This window comes from Halobacillus sp. A5 (genome assembly GCF_024189315.1).
GTDB lineage: Bacteria > Bacillota > Bacilli > Bacillales > Halobacillaceae > Halobacillus_A.
Map to the genome: position 1 here is coordinate 699,559 of NZ_JAIZEO010000002.1, position 16,321 is coordinate 715,879.

Sequence of the window (16,321 nt, forward strand, 5' to 3'; positions counted from 1 at the left end):
ATACTTTTACAAAATAAGAGGAGGATTTTTAAATGGGTCTAATTGCAGCGGCAATAGCAGTAGGACTTGCAGCAGTAGGTGCAGGTATTGGTAACGGTTTGATCGTAGGGAGAACAGTAGAAGGGATTGCCCGTCAGCCGGAATTACGAAGTGTTCTTCAGACTACAATGTTCATCGGGGTAGCACTAGTAGAGGCCCTGCCGATTATCGGTGTGGTAATAGCATTTATCGTATTAGGACAGTAAGCAGAATGGGTGGCGAAGTTCATATTCTGTGAATCTTTGCCTTTCCGTTATAGCATCTAATATCGAGTTTATTTCAAGAGAGAACTCGGCGCAGGCCGTTTTTTCTATGACCTGGCTTTTACTGGCGTCTAAAGGACGCCTCCGTTTTTCTATAAGGGTTTTTTGTGAAAAGGAGTGACAACTGTGCAAGGAATTACTTCCAACTTATCCCTGGGTGCATCAGGATTTGCTTTAGGCGATATGATGGTCCAGCTCGCGTTTTTCATCATTCTTCTCGTACTTTTAAAGAAGTTCGCCTGGGGACCATTGATGACCATGATGAAAGATCGTGAAGATTATATAGCGAACGAGATTGAAACCGCAGAAAAAAGCCGCGAGGAAGCTGCGATGCAGCAGCGTGAAGCCGCGGAAGAATTGAAGAAGACACGTGCAGACGCACAGAGCATTATTGAAGATGCCCGCAAAATAGCATCTCAGCAGGAGAGAGACATTGTTGAATCTGCCCGTAATGAAGCAGAACGCATTAAAGTGTCTGCCCGTCAGGAGATTGAGCAGGAGCGCGATAAAGCTGTACAGGTCCTTAAAGACCAGGTGGCCTCCATGTCTGTGATGATCGCATCGAAAGTCATTGAAAAAGAACTTTCCGAGAAAGATCAGCAGGAACTCATTAACCAATACATTAACGAGGCAGGAGAAGAGCGATGAGTGATTTAATCGTTGCCAAGCGCTATGCTAACGCTCTTTTTCAACTCGGACAGGAACGATCTAAGCTAGAACAGATTGAAACAGAACTACGTGCATTACGTGAGATTTTCCAGAAGAACAGGGGACTTATGAAGTTCCTCAAACATCCTCGTTTATCGGCCGATCAGAAAAAGCAGCTATTGAACGATTCTCTGCAAGGTTTTTCAAAAGAGACGCTCCACACCCTGATGCTGTTAATCGATCGTCATCGTGAAGAGATTATTCTGGATATGACGGATCACTTTATTCTGAAAATGAACGATATCAAAGGAATTGCAGATGCGACTGTGTACTCTGTAAATCCACTTTCTGAAGCCGAAAAACAACGTATTTCAGAAACGTTTGCACCTAAAGTAGGCAAACAATCTCTAAACCTGACAAATGTTGTCGACAAAAAGATTCTTGGGGGCATTCGTCTTCGAGTCGGTAATCGCATATTTGATGGTTCTGTCAGCGGGAAGCTTAACCGGATCGAACGTCAGTTAGTTTCTCCGAATAATAGATGATAGGGGTGAAATGGCATGAGCATCAAAGCTGAAGAAATCAGTGCGCTGATTAAGCAGCAAATTGAAAACTACGAATCAGATATTGAAGTCAACGATGTAGGTACAGTTATCGAGGTTGGTGACGGTATCGCACGTGCTCATGGTCTTGATAATGTCATGGCCGGGGAGCTTGTTGAATTTTCTAACGGTGTCATGGGACTGGCACAAAACTTGGAAGAAAGTAACGTAGGTCTTGTTATTCTTGGACCATATACAGATATTAAAGAAGGGGACGAAGTTCGTCGTACCGGACGCATCATGCAGATTCCTACAGGTGAGAAGATGCTTGGCCGCGTCGTGAACCCGCTTGGACAGCCGGTTGACGGTCAGGGACCGATCGAAACGACAAGAACCCGTCCAATTGAATCTCCTGCACCAGGAGTTATGGATCGTAAATCCGTAGATGAGCCTCTACAAACAGGTATTAAAGCGATTGACGCCCTTGTGCCAATCGGCCGTGGACAGCGTGAGTTGATCATTGGTGACCGTCAGACCGGTAAAACCTCAGTAGCGGTAGATACCATTTTAAACCAGCACGACCAGGACATGGTGTGTATTTATGTAGCCATCGGCCAGAAGGAATCCACGGTACGTGGTACAGTTGAAACACTTCGCCGCCATGGTGCGCTTGATTATACAATCGTTGTTACAGCGAGTGCCTCTCAACCTGCACCGCTTCTTTACCTGGCACCATATGCAGGTGTTACACTTGGTGAAGATTTCATGTACAACGGAAAACATGTACTCGTCGTATATGATGACTTATCGAAGCAGGCAGCCGCTTATCGTGAGCTTTCCTTGCTGTTACGTCGTCCGCCGGGCCGTGAAGCCTTCCCAGGGGATGTATTCTACCTGCACTCCCGTCTGCTTGAGCGTGCCGCTAAGCTGAGTGATGCGAAAGGTGGAGGCTCATTAACAGCACTTCCATTCGTTGAAACACAGGCCGGCGACATCTCAGCATACATTCCAACCAACGTAATCTCCATCACCGACGGACAGATTTTCTTGCAATCTGACCTCTTCTTCTCAGGTGTTCGTCCAGCGATTAACGCCGGACTATCTGTATCCCGTGTAGGTGGATCAGCACAGATTAAAGCGATGAAGAAGGTAGCTGGTACACTGCGTCTCGACTTAGCATCCTACCGTGAACTGGAAGCATTTGCTCAGTTCGGTTCAGATTTGGATAAATCTACACAGGCGAAGCTGAACCGCGGGGCACGTACAGTAGAAGTACTGAAGCAGGGACTTCACCAGCCATTGGCAGTCGAAAAACAAGTTATGATTATTTATGCATTAACTAAAGGATATATTGATGATATTCCAGTAGAAGACGTGACTCGTTTTGAGAGCGAATTCCATACCTGGTTAGATAACAACCGCAAAGACCTTCTGTCTGAGATCCGCTCCACTGGTAAGTTAGCAGCAGAAGAAGACATGAATGAAGCTGTTGAAGCATTCAGCAAAACTTTTTTAGTATCTGAATAAGTAACGGCACTTAGCTGATGCGTAAAATAGCTGGAAAGGGTGGTGAAACAGCGTGGCATCCCTTAGAGATATTAAAGGCCGGATAAATTCGACGAAAAAAACGAAGCAGATTACAAAAGCAATGGAAATGGTATCGGCTTCAAAGCTGAACAAAGCTGAGCAGAACGCCAGATCCTTTGTTCCTTATAGTGAGAAAATACAGGAAGTTGTAGCGAGTATAGCTTCAGGAGGCGGTAATGCCAGCCATCCTATGCTCGAAGCGCGCGAAGTGAAACGGACCGGATACTTAGTCATCACGTCGGACCGTGGACTGGCAGGAGCTTATAACAGCAGTGTTCTTCGTAAAGTGTATCAGCAGATTCGTCAGCACCATACATCAGCTGAAGAATACAGTCTAATTACGATGGGCCGGATCGGGCGTGACTTTTTCCGGAAACGTAATATGCCGGTCGATAAAGATATTACCGGAATCGCTGACCAGCCGGATTTTGCCGATATTAAAGATATCGCTTCTGAAACGGTTCAGCTATTCACAGAGGGTGAAATCGATCAGCTCTTCATTTATTACAACCACTATGTGAGTGCGATTACGCAAGAAGTTACTGAGAAAAAAGCACTTCCATTAACAAACTTAAATCCAGAAGGTAAAGCAGGTACAAGCTCTTATGAGTATGAACCGAGTGAAGAAGAAATTCTTGAAGTTCTTCTTCCGCAGTATGCAGAAAGCTTGATTTACGGCGCATTACTGGACGGAAAAGCAAGTGAACACGCTGCACGTATGACGGCCATGAAGAGTGCGACAGATAATGCCGATGATCTTATTGGCGACCTTTCACTCTCTTACAACCGTGCCCGCCAAGCAGCCATTACCCAAGAAATCACCGAAATCGTTGGCGGTGCAGCTGCCCTCGAATAGGTGCTTGGACTTTGAACAGTAAGTAAGGAGGGAAATCGATGAGTAAAGGACGCGTAACCCAAATTATGGGTCCCGTTGTTGACGTAGCCTTCGACGACGGTCAGCTCCCTGACATTAATAATGCATTGCACGTAAGCTTCGAAGCACAATCAGAAAACGAAAAAAACGTTGACCTTACACTAGAAGTTGCGCTGCACCTCGGAGACAATGCTGTACGTACCGTTGCCATGTCATCCACAGAAGGTGTTAAGCGTGGTACAGATGTAATCGATACAGGCGGACCAATTTCCGTACCCGTAGGTGACGTAACCCTGGGACGAGTATTCAGCGTACTTGGTGACAAAATTGATCTTGACGATCCACTCCCTGGTGATGTTCGTCGTGACCCGATTCACCGTTTAGCTCCCGTATTCGAAAACCTGGCAACCGAAACAGAGATTCTTGAAACAGGAATTAAAGTAGTAGACTTGCTGGCACCTTATGTAAAAGGTGGTAAAATCGGTTTGTTCGGTGGTGCCGGAGTAGGTAAAACCGTACTAATCCAGGAGCTTATTAACAACATCGCTCAAGAGCACGGCGGTATTTCCGTATTCGCCGGCGTTGGAGAGCGTACACGTGAAGGTAATGACCTTTACTACGAAATGAAAGACTCAGGCGTAATCTCGAAAACTGCTATGGTTTTCGGACAGATGAACGAACCACCTGGAGCACGTATGCGTGTAGCCCTGACTGGTCTTACGATGGCGGAATACTTCCGTGATGAGCAAGGACAGGACGTTTTATTCTTTATCGATAACATCTTCCGTTTCACGCAAGGTGGTCTTGAGGTATCTGCCCTGCTTGGCCGTATGCCATCAGCCGTAGGTTACCAGCCGACACTTGCCACAGAAATGGGTCAGCTTCAGGAACGTATTACATCTACGGATAAAGGTTCAGTAACCTCCATCCAGGCGATCTATGTACCAGCCGATGACTATACTGACCCTGCCCCGGCGACTACGTTTGCCCACTTAGATGCAACAACAAACCTTGAACGTAAGCTGTCTGAGCAAGGGATTTACCCTGCTGTGGACCCGCTTGCTTCAACCTCACGTGCACTTGATGCAGACATCGTAGGAGATGAACATTACGAAGTTGCTCGTGAAGTCCAGCAAACGCTGCAGCGCTATAAAGAACTGCAGGATATCATCGCCATATTAGGTATGGATGAACTGTCAGACGAAGATAAGCTGACTGTGGCCCGTGCCCGTCGTGTTCAATTCTTCCTATCTCAAAACTTCCACGTGGCTGAGCAGTTCACCGGACAAAAAGGTTCTTATGTGCCGGTATCTGAAACAGTCAAAGGATTTAAAGAGATTCTTGAAGGTAAGTACGATGACATCCCGGAAGATGCCTTCCGCCTAGTCGGCCGCATCGAAGAAGTCGTCGAAAAAGCAAAAGAAATGCAATAAGCATATCATTGCAAGTGTCATTCAGATGTTCTTTTTACAGGAGCATCTGACACCGGCGCTTATGATCTGCCTTAGGAGGAATAGCTATGAAAACACTAACGGTGAGTGTTGTCACTCCTGATGGCCCGGTATTAGAAGACGCCTATGAAATGGTTAGCTGTAAGGCGGAAAGCGGGGAGCTTGGTATCCTGCCTGGACACATCCCCATGGTAGCTCCATTAACCATTAGCGCGGTACGCCTCAAACATGAGGGCGGCTCCGAACGCATCGCTGTAAGCGGCGGGTTCCTCGAAGTCCGCCCAGATAAAGTAACTATCCTGGCGCAGTCAGCCGAGAAACCTTCCGAAATTGATATCGATCGAGCCCGACGTGCTAAAGAGCGCGCCGAGCAGCGAATGGCCAACAAACAATCAGATATCGACTTCCGAAGAGCAGAACTCGCGCTGAAACGAGCCATTAACCGTTTAGACGTAAAAAACAATAACTTCTAAAAAACTGCTTTCTAAGAAAGCAGTTTTTTTGTGGTTTTGTGGCGGTGAGGGAAGTCAAGAGGAGAGCCGCAGTGCATCAGCCAGCTTCTTATCCAGAAAACAAAACGATGCCAGGTTCCGCAACGACCTTAAAAGCCAGAAGAAATTATAAGCATCTGCCCTCCAACTTTTTTAAAAGTGAAAGGTAGTGTGCTTAAAGACCGCAGTAATACTGCTTATCGACATCAGTGCTCCATCGATCCACCCTCTTTCGACTGAGTTGTCATTATTCCCCGGGAAATAAATAATATTGCGCGGGAAATTATTTTCATGACATTTCCTGCCGATAGATGAAAGTTCACAAAATTGTCATTTTTAAAGCGCAATCATTCCCAGTCATCTGGTTGACAATACATCCATATCATGTGATTCTAAACTATGTGCGTATAATAGGCAGGAGCGTAAGCGAGGTGTAAGCAGTGGATCAATATTTTGTTGAAGAAGCCATAATGAGTATGACTTCCCACATTATTTTCATCATTATCACGTGGAAGGTTTTACAGGCGGTGAATCTGGATGCTTTTTTTAGAAAAGGAAAAGTATTTGAGATTCGAGTATTAATGATTCTTATAACCATAGCTATTGCTACGTCAGTAAGTAATTTTTTCTTGGATTTAATCAACTGGTCCAGCAGTATAACCTATCTGTTTTAGTGCTTCCCAGGATTTAAAAAGCTTACTCTGCCAAATGTCTAAATGTGTCAGCAAATGTTTTGTATGAATCTCATTTTTTCCGTTCACACTTGAAGTAACTAAGGGAACGGGAGAGGTTACATATGAAACTACTTATTATATGTTTAGTGGCCATTACAGCTATCGGTTCAGGTGTTTATCCTCAGGGAACGGCTGAGGGTTGGAGCAGTGCGTCACCTTTAGTTGAACTGACAGCCTTTGCTGAGGATGAACATCTGGATATGCAAGAACTTAACATCACATTAAAAGAAGAATTCAACCAATTACAATTAGATCAGACTAGAGAATCAATTACAAACTACTTCGATGAACCAGAGATGAAACAGGAAACGACTAGTGAGGCGACTAAATACATTTTTCATGACGGACACAAAGACAATGACATCGTCGAAACCTTTACCGTGCTTGTGCCAAAAAGTGAAATCAATTCATTTGAAGTAGTTTATACGGTAACGTCGGCGGGTACTACACCACTAGCACCACAAATAATGGAACAATTCGTCGATAGAGTGAAACATCAAATATTCACGAAAGATGTCACTTATTACTCATTTATTAAGAGTGAATATAGTGGTATTATGAATGAAGTTTTATTCTATCAAAAATTCAAAAAAACATTCAATATAGCAACGATTGAAGAATCTACCGAAGAAAGCTGGAGTAGCAGATCCGGCTACACATCAAGATGGGGTCAAGCCATTGAATTACCTGAAGGATCGATGAATGTCCAATTCGCTACACGGAATTTGGGCAATCGGACAACCGTTACATTTGGCACACCCATACTAACTGCTGAATATTAATAATAATGAATATGGACGCGGAGGAGAATGAACCTTGGAAAAAATCATCGTCCGTGGTGGAAGGCAGCTTGAAGGCACTGTAAGAGCTGAAGGTGCAAAGAATGCCGTACTGCCTGTCATCGCAGCAAGTATAATCGCAAGCGAAGGAAAAAGTGTTTTACACGATGTACCAGCATTAGCTGATGTGTACACGATTAATGAAGTCATTCGCCATTTGAATGCAGATGTTCAAATGAATGGAAGAACCGTTACCGTTGATGCTTCTACTGATTTAAAAACAGAAGCACCTATAGAATATGTACGCAAAATGAGAGCTTCTGTGCTTGTATTGGGACCACTTCTAGCCCGCTATGGACACGCAAAGGTTGCCTTGCCAGGCGGCTGTGCGATTGGGTCCCGTCCGCTGGATCAACACCTAAAAGGGTTTGAAGCGATGGGTGCAGAAATTACAGTAGGCAATGGCACTATTGAAGCTAATGTTGAAGGACGCCTGAAGGGTGCGAAGATTTATTTTGACGTACCAAGTGTGGGGGCAACGGAAAACATTATTATGGCCGCTGCACTGGCAGAAGGCAAAACTGTTCTTGAAAATTGTGCAAAAGAACCAGAGATTGTAGATCTCGCTAACTACTTAAACAAAATGGGTGCCCGCATTGTTGGTGCAGGTACGGAAACGATCAAAATTGAAGGTGTCGACAAGCTTTACGGCGCCACTCATCATATTATTCCTGACAGAATTGAAGCGGGTACCTTTATGGTAGCAGCGGCAATCACTGGTGGAAATGTTCTCGTTAAGGGTGCGATGCACGAGCACTTACGATCTGTTGTAGCAAAAATGGAAGAAATGGGCGTCATCATTGAAGAAGAGGATGAAGGCTTGCGTGTTATCGGACCATCGAATTTAAAAGCAACCGATATTAAGACTATGCCGCATCCAGGCTTCCCAACTGATATGCAGTCTCAGATGATGGCACTTATGTTACATGCCACAGGAACAAGCGTCATTACGGAAACTGTTTTCGAAAATCGTTTTATGCATGTGGAAGAATTCCGCCGCATGAACGCGAAAATGAAAATCGAAGGACGCAGCGTAATTATTGAAGGACCATCTGATCTACAAGGTGCTGAAGTTCAGGCAACCGATCTGCGTGCAGGAGCAGCCCTCATTTTAGCTGGGCTCGTAGCCGAAGGATATACACGCGTTACTGAACTCAAACACTTGGACAGAGGGTATGTGGAGTTTGCAGAGAAACTGCAGGATCTTGGTGCAGATATTGAACGCATCAATGAAGACGAAACGTATGTAGAAGAAGTGGAACCTAGCGAATCTGTATCGACCTTATAATTATTTATAACCGAAGCAATCCTCATTTTTATTAGATGGGGATTGCTTTTTTTAGTTCTATCAAAGCCTTCTGATGGATATATTTTAGTAGAAAGGTCTACTAATGTTTCAGGAGGACGAGATATGAATCGAAAGCATCGCATAGGGATCATCACCATTATAAGTATGTTTATGGGCATCCTTATTATTCCTGCCCTTATCGTCGCACCCTTTATCGGAAAAAACGACACAGCCAGCGTGGAGGAAACTACGGCTGCCAGTGACTCTTCGACGGTAGACATCCCGGCGAGTCTTTCTCCGTTCAGCATCAATGTCATGAGAGCAACAAGCGAGAAAGTGGAAGAAGTGCCACTCGAAGACTACGTCGCCCGTGTCGTCGCGTCTGAAATGCCGGCTAACTTTGAACTGGAAGCGTTAAAGGCTCAGGCCCTCGCCGCCCGCACCTACATTACACAGCAGCTGACCGATGGCGAACCTTATTCCGAACAAGCCGACGTCACGGACACCACCCAGCACCAGGTGTACAAAAATGAGGATGAGCTCCGGGAGCAGTGGAAAGAACAATACTCGAAAAACATGAGCCGCATCAATCAGGCTGTCAAAGAAACAGCCGGTGAAATTATTACGTATGAGGAGGAGCCAATCACGGCCGCCTTCTTTTCAACGAGTAACGGGTACACGGAAAACTCCGAAGACTACTGGGAAAATGAAATCCCTTATTTAAAAAGCGTAGAAAGTCCGTGGGATGAAGATTCTCCTAAGTTTTTTGATCAAAAGGTTGTGCCGATTGCTGAATTAGAGTCCGCATTAAACGTCAAGATTGCTAATGGATTAGAGAATATAAATCTAGCAAAAACACCGGGAGGCCGCGTAGCTGAACTCTCAGTCGGGGAACAGAAGTTTACCGGACGTGAGATCCGCGAGAAACTGAACCTCCAATCCAGTGATTTTACAATTGAACAGAAAGAGAATCACATCATCTTTACGACGAGAGGATACGGCCACGGAGTAGGCATGAGCCAATACGGAGCCAACGGCATGGCCGAAGCCGGCAAAACCTATAAAGAAATCATCAAGCACTACTACCAGAACACAGAAATCACACCCGTCAGCAAACAAACCGCCTCCCTCTCTTAACTGAGGTGTACCGGGTACCACACAATTCAATCACATCCCCAATGAAACCGCCGTTATTGGCGGTTTTTTGTGTACCTGGTACCCGTTAATCACGTCTCGGTACCAGGTACACTCTCTCAGTCCCCAATAAAATTTTTTGTACTCCATGTATATATTTCCATAAAAGCGTTCAGAATGGTTTTTGAGGTGATGAACATGAGAGAGGATGGAAAGAAAAGCGTGACTAAATTAAAGTTTAAACGCTTAATGCGCAAGAAATGGCTGTATCCCGCTTTATATTTAGCGGTAGCCGCGTTGGTGTTGGTTGGAGTGTTTTGGTATCAGCAAAGTTCGAATGATGTAGCAGACCAGCTGAATGAAGGCAACCAGGCAGAAGATGATGTGTTTGTAAACGAGGATGGCGAGGAAGCTGTACCTGTTACAGGTCAGGATGAGAATCTGGAAATGCCGGTTACAAGCGATTTAGAAGCAGCGATTGTCACAAAGTATTTTGACTATGAAGCTGCAGACGATGAACAGGAAAGTGCACTAGTCCTTTACAACAATAAGTATTACCAGAGCAAAGGAATCGATGTCGCGACAAGTGAAGGCGAAGCGTTTGACGTAACTGCCGCCCTATCTGGAACCGTAACAGAAGTTAAAGAAGATCCACTATATGGAAATGTTGTTGAGTTAACTCACGACAATGATGTAACGACGGTTTACTCCAGCTTAGGTGAGGTAGCGATTCAGTCAGGTGACGAAGTGAAGCAGGGTGACGTTCTTGGTCAATCAGGACAAAATTCTTTTGGACAAGAAAGTGGCGTTCACGTTCACTTTGAAGTAAGAAAAGATGGCGAACCTGTTAACCCAGAAACATTCTTTGGTCAGGCAGTCAGCACAATCGAAGCAGCTGAAGCTACTTCTGAAGAGGGATCTGAAGGTTCTGAGGAATCTGAAGAAGCCGCTGAAGACGAGTCTATCCTTGAAGATGAACCTACTCCTGAAGATGAGCCGACGGAATCAGATATTGAGCCAGCCCCTGAACAGGACGATGCTCCTGAAGAAGACGGCGAAGGAACAGAATCAGATGACGCAGGCGAAGGCGAAGACACAGAAGAGCCATCTTTAGAAGATGAAAGCTCTTCATCAACACAATCGTAAATAGCAAAAGCAAAGCATTACCCACGTGCTAAAAATGGAGGCTGATACGGCCTCCATTTTTCTTTTTTTCTTTTTTCTCTGTGTACCGGGTACACAAAAGCGGCTCATCTGTACCCGGTACACAATTTGTCATCTCCTGTACCGGGTACCACACAATTCAATATTCGCCCTGCTCCTTCTTTGCTCATATTCGCTTAAAACATGGCGCATAACTCCGCGGTTGCAATAATAGAATGGTCATAACCGAAGAATCGGTACCATCCAGGGTGATACAACGAGAGCTTCACTACCAACATAGACGCTAAAACCCTATCCCGTCTCACCCCACCCCCTTGGATAGTCAATATCAGGAGGCGAGAGATGTGCATGACTACATCAAAGAGCGAACGATCAAGACTGGTGAGTACATTGTTGAGACAAAAAAGACGGTACGCGTGATTGCGAAAGAATTTGGTGTTTCGAAGAGTACGGTTCATAAAGATTTAACGGAACGGCTGCCTGAAATAAACGCGCCGCTGGCAAAGGAAGTGAAAAAGATCCTCGATCACCACAAGGAGATCAGGCACCTCAGAGGCGGCGAAGCCACACGTATGAAATACCGTACGATCGGAAAAGATACACCTGTTGAGCCTACTCATTAAGCCTTATTTCCTCCCGGGACATTTTACACCCTTTGAAATGGAACTTTTTTCATAAGAAATAAAGCGAATGATGTAACTTTATGATAGAATATAGAATTAGATGTGCATTTCTTAACATTGAAACCATCCGAATAGTTTTTCTGATAAATAGGGAGGATCTACTAAAAGATGTTTGCGCGAGATATTGGAATTGATTTAGGTACAGCGAACGTACTTATACACGTTAAAGGTAAAGGCATTGTATTGAACGAGCCGTCAGTTGTAGCGATGGACCGCAATAGCGGCAAGGTTCTCGAGGTGGGAGAAGCTGCCCGTCGCATGGTGGGACGTACACCCGGGAACATTGAAGCTTTGCGTCCGCTTAAAGACGGAGTAATCGCAGATTTTGACGTGACGGAAGCGATGCTTCGTCATTTTATTCAAAAAACAAATGTAAAGGGTTTTCTCTCGAAGCCGCGTATGCTGATTTGCTGCCCGACGAACATTACGAAAGTGGAGCAGAAAGCGATTCGTGAAGCAGCGGAGAAATCCGGCGGAAAAAAAATCTATCTTGAAGAAGAGCCTAAAGTAGCAGCAATTGGAGCGGGCATGGATATTTTCCAGCCGAGTGGGAATATGGTCGTAGATATCGGCGGAGGAACGACAGATGTTGCCGTGCTTTCGATGGGGGATATCGTAACCGCTTCATCTATCAAAATGGCCGGAGATAAGTTCGACGCCGAAATTCTGCAATACATTAAGAAGACTTACAAGCTCCTCATTGGTGAGCGGACTGCAGAGAACATAAAGGTAGAGGTCGCTACCGTATTTAAAGGCTCCCGCAGCGAAGAGATCGAGATCCGCGGCCGTGACATGGTGTCTGGACTGCCGCGTACGATTACGGTAAATTCCGAAGAGATCGAAGTCGCACTCCGTGAGCCGGTTCAAACCATTACACAAGCAGCCAAGCAGGTTCTTGAGCGCACACCGCCTGAGCTTTCTGCGGACATTATTGACCGCGGAGTCATTATGACAGGTGGAGGCGCGCTTTTGCATGGAATTGACCAGCTGCTGGCAGAAGAATTAAAGGTTCCTGTCTTTGTAGCTGAGGATCCAATGGATTGTGTAGCCAAGGGGACAGGCATCATGCTTGAGAATATCGACAAGGTCACTCGTAATAAAATTGGCTAAGAAGGAGCGATCGTCTTGCTGAGAGGATTCAATACGGCTGCATCAGGAATGATAGCCAACCAGCGCATGCAGGAAACCCTATCGAACAACATAGCAAACTCAGACACGCCGGGATATAAGGCAGATCAAGGAACAATGAGAGCATTTCCAGAGTTATTGCTGCAGCAAATGGGCGGGGAAACGATTCCGACGAGCAATGGATGCTTAACCCTCCCGACACAGAAGGAGCTTGGATCCCTGAACACAGGTGTTTATATGCAGGAGGCCGTACCTGAATTTTCTCAGGGCGATTTAAGGGAGACAGGCAGCGGGACGGACCTGGCTCTCTTAAATGGTGATTTACCTGACGAAGAAGGCTTTCTCTTTTTTAATGTACAAAATGCGGACGGCGAAGTCAGGCAGACGCGTAACGGGAATTTCACCGTCGATGGTGATGGATTCCTAACGACGAACCAGGGCCATTACGTGCTTGATAACGACGGTGAGCCGATCCAGACCGATGGCATGGAGTTTACTGCTCAGGAAGACGGTACGCTTGAAATCGGCGGTGAAGAGGTGGAGCTCGGCCTGTCTTATTCCGCAAACGCGTCTGATATGGTAAAAGAAGGCGATGACCTGTACACACCCGGTGAGGATGCAGACCCTGTTGAAAATGCACGGGACATCGACGGTGTGAATTTTGAAATTAGACAGAACAACCTGGAAGGATCGAATGTGGACCCATCCAGAACAATGACGGAAATGATGAATACATACCGAACGTTTGAAATGAACCAGCGGGCGTTAAAGGCTTATGACCAGAGCATGCAGAAAACCGTCAACGACGTTGGTAAACTAGGATAGCAGGGGGGATTAGACTATGAATCTATCTATGCTGCAAGCTTCAAATACGATGGGACAGCTTCATCACAAGCTTGATTTAATCGGTAACAACATGTCGAATATGAATACCCCTGGTTATAAAGGCCGTGAAGCGAACTTCGCTTCTCTGCTGTCCCAGCAGGTCAATAACCAGTCGGACGAAGAAGCGGAAGTGAACCGCTTAACGCCGGACGGTATTCGTGTGGGATCCGGTGCAAAGCTGGCTCATACGAATATGGATTTAACGCAGGGCACGATGCAGGAAACGGACCGCGGGTTAGATATTGCTTTACTTGAGGACAATCATTTGTTTCAATTGCAAGTAGATACAGAAGATGGCCCCCAAACGCAGTACACCCGCGCTGGGAATTTTTACTTAAGCCCGACGGAAAATGATGAAGTTATGCTGACCGATTCAAATGGACGGCCTGTTCTTGATGAAAATGAAGAGCAGCTGACGTTTGCTGATAATATGGAAGACATTAATGTCCGCGAAGACGGCGCCATCATGGTGACCCGCGGAGGTGTTGAGGAAGCGGAAGGTCAGCTCGGTATTGTCGAAGCAGTACGACCGCGTATGCTTGAAGCGGCTGGTGAAAATCGGTTCCGTCTTCCAGAAGGAGCAGAAGCCGCAGCAGATGAAATTCTAATCGGCGCTGAAGCTCAAGTTCAATCCGGCCGGCTTGAATCATCCAATGTGGACTTAGCAAAGCAGATGACCGATATGCAGAACGCACAGCGTGCTTATGAATTCAATTCACGCTCTATTTCTACAGGGGACGAAATGATGGGGCTTGTGAATCAACTAAGATCTTAATAAGGGTAAGGAGAAGCATTCCATGGCAACAGAGGAAAAGAACGTAAAGAAAGAACAGCATCGTAAACCACAACAAAAGAAAAAAGATAAAAAGCCAAAAGAAAAGCGCGCGGCCAATGCCCGCCGTCGTGTGCTTCCGATCTGGCTTCGAATTCTCATTGTTCTCGTACTCAGTGTGCTGGCGCTGGCCATTGGCCTTATGATCGGCTACGGCGTCCTTGGAGACGGCGATCCGCTTGACGCACTCAGCTGGTCAACCTGGCAGCAGATTATCGATATTGTCACAGGTGATTAAAGGCTGTACTTTCTACTATATATGAAAGGACAACCTGTTTTATGAACGCACGAGCTCTTTAATAAGAGCTCGTGTTTTTTTAGTTAAAGCCAATCCAGAGGTTTCCCCGTCTCCCTTTTGTGGAACTATTCAGTAATAGAAAAAAGGAGCAACAGGGGAGGGACGTCTACGTTGAAAACAGAAGTATTTATAGCTGGTGGAGGCGTAGGCGGTCTCGCACTTGCGACAAAGCTCGCGAGCCGTGGTGTACACGTGACGATTGCGGAGCAGCTGAAATCCAAATCCCATGCGTACAAGGGCGAGCTGCTGCAGCCGAAGACACTCGCGATCCTTGACCGCCTCGGCGTTCTTGATCCTATTGAAGCAAGCGGACACATCATCGACCAGCTCCGGTTTCTCGAAATTAACCGCTGTTCAAACGATACACCCGAGCCGCTGCAGCTGACCGAACTGAACTACAGCCGCGTCGCCAGCCGATATGATCATGCGCTCATGGTGCCGCACGAGACGACGAAGGATATACTTCGGGAAAAAGGTCAGGAGTATGAAGAATTTTTCCATTACCTGCCCGGCGCTCGTTTTCTCGGATTTGAAAAAGGGATGGCCAAGGTGCGTCATCAGAAGAAAATTTTCAACATTGAAGCACAGGTATACATCGGGGCAGAGGGGCGTACTTCGCCGACAAGGGACGCCATGAACGTCAGTGTCCAACGAAAGGATTATAACCACCACTTCTTAACCGTGACCATTCCACGGCCTGAGACTTTCACGAAAGGAAAGATTATTACGACGGCCAGCTGCTTTCTCGGCTTGTTTCCACTGCCGGATAATGAAGTGCGCACAGTGTACCTCATTAAAGCCGGCGAGTTTAAAAGAATGAAAGAGAAGGGACTCGAGCCTCTCTATAAAGCTTACGACGAGCTTGAACCGGAGCTTGCGGAAACGGTGAAATCGCTCGATGACTGGCGGCAGATCCAGCTGATGATCCCGTATACGTATCACGTCGACCGCTACTATTCCGGGAATCTCGCTTTAATCGGCGATGCCGCGCACACTGTACACCCGATGGCCGGCGAAGGCATGAATCTCGCCATCCAGGACGCCGATGTGCTCGGTGAGCTGCTTGCCTGGTGCAGGGAAGAAGGCAGACCGTTTCATGAGAACCTCCATTATTATGAAGACGTCCGTAAACCGCGTGTTTCATTTTTACTTACCTTAAGCCACATGTCAGCTCTCGTCTATTCATTTCCGAACCCATGGTGGCGGAAGCTGAGGATGCGGGCCGTCCAGCGGATTTACGATGATGACCAGCTTCACGTCAAGCAGATGCTCAATATTTCAGGCCTTGGCCGATGGAATTTTTCACTAGTTGACCGTGCGATTCAGGGGAGTGTCCTTCCTGTCCGTTCGAAGCAGATTAGTGATCACAGACAGCAGCAGAAGCTGTTTAGCGAAGCGGAAGATTATCCGTGGAGATATGAACAAAAAGGGAAGGTGTAAG

18 protein-coding genes are annotated in these 16,321 nt (G+C 46.2%); all 18 read left to right on the plus strand.

From position 1 onward, the window contains the following. Nucleotides 1-32 precede the first annotated feature (32 nt). The 18 genes from atpE to LF822_RS11665 all read left to right on the plus strand — a co-directional run bounded on the left by atpE (nucleotide 33) and on the right by LF822_RS11665 (nucleotide 16,320). On the plus strand, nucleotides 33-245 hold the full coding sequence (atpE, locus tag LF822_RS11580; RefSeq protein ID WP_253924188.1) for a F0F1 ATP synthase subunit C: 213 nt from the start codon (nucleotides 33-35) through the stop codon (nucleotides 243-245). Nucleotides 246-428: 183 nt separating this feature from the next. Beyond that, nucleotides 429-950, plus strand: coding sequence for a F0F1 ATP synthase subunit B (gene atpF / locus LF822_RS11585; RefSeq protein WP_253924190.1), 522 nt, complete (start codon nucleotides 429-431; stop codon nucleotides 948-950). Further along, complete coding sequence (locus tag LF822_RS11590; RefSeq protein ID WP_253924191.1) at nucleotides 947-1,495, plus strand: F0F1 ATP synthase subunit delta; 549 nt, start codon at nucleotides 947-949, stop codon at nucleotides 1,493-1,495. Before atpF ends, LF822_RS11590 begins: the two co-directional genes overlap by 4 nt. 15 nt (nucleotides 1,496-1,510) lie before the next feature. Continuing rightward, a complete protein-coding gene (gene atpA, locus LF822_RS11595) occupies nucleotides 1,511-3,019 on the plus strand; it encodes a F0F1 ATP synthase subunit alpha (RefSeq protein WP_253924193.1) in 1,509 nt (502 codons plus the stop codon). A gap of 52 nt (nucleotides 3,020-3,071) precedes the next feature. Beyond that, nucleotides 3,072-3,935, plus strand: a complete 864-nt coding sequence (gene atpG, locus LF822_RS11600) for an ATP synthase F1 subunit gamma (RefSeq protein ID WP_253924194.1) — start codon at nucleotides 3,072-3,074, stop codon at nucleotides 3,933-3,935. A gap of 38 nt (nucleotides 3,936-3,973) precedes the next feature. Beyond that, nucleotides 3,974-5,386, plus strand: a complete 1,413-nt coding sequence (gene atpD / locus LF822_RS11605; protein ID WP_253924196.1) for a F0F1 ATP synthase subunit beta — start codon at nucleotides 3,974-3,976, stop codon at nucleotides 5,384-5,386. 86 nt (nucleotides 5,387-5,472) lie between these two features. Further along, nucleotides 5,473-5,877, plus strand: a complete 405-nt coding sequence (locus LF822_RS11610) for a F0F1 ATP synthase subunit epsilon (RefSeq protein ID WP_253924197.1) — start codon at nucleotides 5,473-5,475, stop codon at nucleotides 5,875-5,877. Nucleotides 5,878-6,335: 458 nt separating this feature from the next. Further along, nucleotides 6,336-6,569 carry a DUF1146 family protein gene (locus LF822_RS11615; RefSeq protein WP_371925888.1) on the plus strand — a complete coding sequence of 78 codons (234 nt, stop codon included), beginning with the start codon at nucleotides 6,336-6,338 and terminating at the stop codon, nucleotides 6,567-6,569. 122 nt (nucleotides 6,570-6,691) lie between these two features. Then, nucleotides 6,692-7,411, plus strand: a complete 720-nt coding sequence (locus LF822_RS11620) for a YwmB family TATA-box binding protein (RefSeq protein WP_253924198.1) — start codon at nucleotides 6,692-6,694, stop codon at nucleotides 7,409-7,411. Between the two features lie 34 nt (nucleotides 7,412-7,445). Then, the gene (murA, locus tag LF822_RS11625) at nucleotides 7,446-8,756 is read left to right on the plus strand and encodes a UDP-N-acetylglucosamine 1-carboxyvinyltransferase (protein WP_253924200.1); all 1,311 of its coding nucleotides are present in this window, start codon (nucleotides 7,446-7,448) and stop codon (nucleotides 8,754-8,756) included. Between the two features lie 123 nt (nucleotides 8,757-8,879). Beyond that, nucleotides 8,880-9,893: a stage II sporulation protein D gene (spoIID, locus tag LF822_RS11630; RefSeq protein ID WP_253924202.1), complete on the plus strand. Its 1,014-nt coding sequence runs from the start codon at nucleotides 8,880-8,882 to the stop codon at nucleotides 9,891-9,893. A gap of 195 nt (nucleotides 9,894-10,088) precedes the next feature. Beyond that, nucleotides 10,089-11,036 carry a stage II sporulation protein SpoIIQ gene (gene spoIIQ / locus LF822_RS11635; RefSeq protein ID WP_483867087.1) on the plus strand — a complete coding sequence of 316 codons (948 nt, stop codon included), beginning with the start codon at nucleotides 10,089-10,091 and terminating at the stop codon, nucleotides 11,034-11,036. Nucleotides 11,037-11,398: 362 nt separating this feature from the next. Next, entirely contained in the window at nucleotides 11,399-11,677 is a 279-nt protein-coding gene (gene spoIIID / locus LF822_RS11640; RefSeq protein WP_253924205.1) for a sporulation transcriptional regulator SpoIIID, read from the plus strand. Nucleotides 11,678-11,845: 168 nt separating this feature from the next. Then, nucleotides 11,846-12,847, plus strand: coding sequence for a rod shape-determining protein (gene mreB / locus LF822_RS11645; RefSeq protein ID WP_253924208.1), 1,002 nt, complete (start codon nucleotides 11,846-11,848; stop codon nucleotides 12,845-12,847). Between the two features lie 15 nt (nucleotides 12,848-12,862). Next, entirely contained in the window at nucleotides 12,863-13,690 is an 828-nt protein-coding gene (locus LF822_RS11650; RefSeq protein WP_253924209.1) for a flagellar hook-basal body protein, read from the plus strand. Nucleotides 13,691-13,706: 16 nt separating this feature from the next. Beyond that, on the plus strand, nucleotides 13,707-14,525 hold the full coding sequence (locus tag LF822_RS11655; RefSeq protein ID WP_253924210.1) for a flagellar hook-basal body protein: 819 nt from the start codon (nucleotides 13,707-13,709) through the stop codon (nucleotides 14,523-14,525). A gap of 22 nt (nucleotides 14,526-14,547) precedes the next feature. Next, entirely contained in the window at nucleotides 14,548-14,820 is a 273-nt protein-coding gene (locus tag LF822_RS11660; RefSeq protein ID WP_253924211.1) for a DNA-directed RNA polymerase subunit beta, read from the plus strand. A gap of 171 nt (nucleotides 14,821-14,991) precedes the next feature. Continuing rightward, a complete protein-coding gene (locus tag LF822_RS11665; protein WP_253924212.1) occupies nucleotides 14,992-16,320 on the plus strand; it encodes an FAD-dependent oxidoreductase in 1,329 nt (442 codons plus the stop codon). Nucleotide 16,321 lies beyond the last annotated feature (1 nt).

Bases quoted from the DNA above. Each gene is read 5' to 3' on its own strand.
- atpE (WP_253924188.1), top strand. From the start codon at position 33: ATGGGTCTAATTGCAGCGGCAATAGCAGTAGGACTTGCAGCAGTAGGT.
- LF822_RS11590 (WP_253924191.1), top strand. From the start codon at position 947: ATGAGTGATTTAATCGTTGCCAAGCGCTATGCTAACGCTCTTTTTCAA.
- atpA (WP_253924193.1), top strand. From the start codon at position 1,511: ATGAGCATCAAAGCTGAAGAAATCAGTGCGCTGATTAAGCAGCAAATT.
- atpD (WP_253924196.1), top strand. From the start codon at position 3,974: ATGAGTAAAGGACGCGTAACCCAAATTATGGGTCCCGTTGTTGACGTA.
- LF822_RS11610 (WP_253924197.1), top strand. From the start codon at position 5,473: ATGAAAACACTAACGGTGAGTGTTGTCACTCCTGATGGCCCGGTATTA.
- LF822_RS11620 (WP_253924198.1), top strand. From the start codon at position 6,692: ATGAAACTACTTATTATATGTTTAGTGGCCATTACAGCTATCGGTTCA.
- spoIID (WP_253924202.1), top strand. From the start codon at position 8,880: ATGAATCGAAAGCATCGCATAGGGATCATCACCATTATAAGTATGTTT.
- spoIIQ (WP_483867087.1), top strand. From the start codon at position 10,089: ATGAGAGAGGATGGAAAGAAAAGCGTGACTAAATTAAAGTTTAAACGC.
- mreB (WP_253924208.1), top strand. From the start codon at position 11,846: ATGTTTGCGCGAGATATTGGAATTGATTTAGGTACAGCGAACGTACTT.
- LF822_RS11655 (WP_253924210.1), top strand. From the start codon at position 13,707: ATGAATCTATCTATGCTGCAAGCTTCAAATACGATGGGACAGCTTCAT.
- LF822_RS11660 (WP_253924211.1), top strand. From the start codon at position 14,548: ATGGCAACAGAGGAAAAGAACGTAAAGAAAGAACAGCATCGTAAACCA.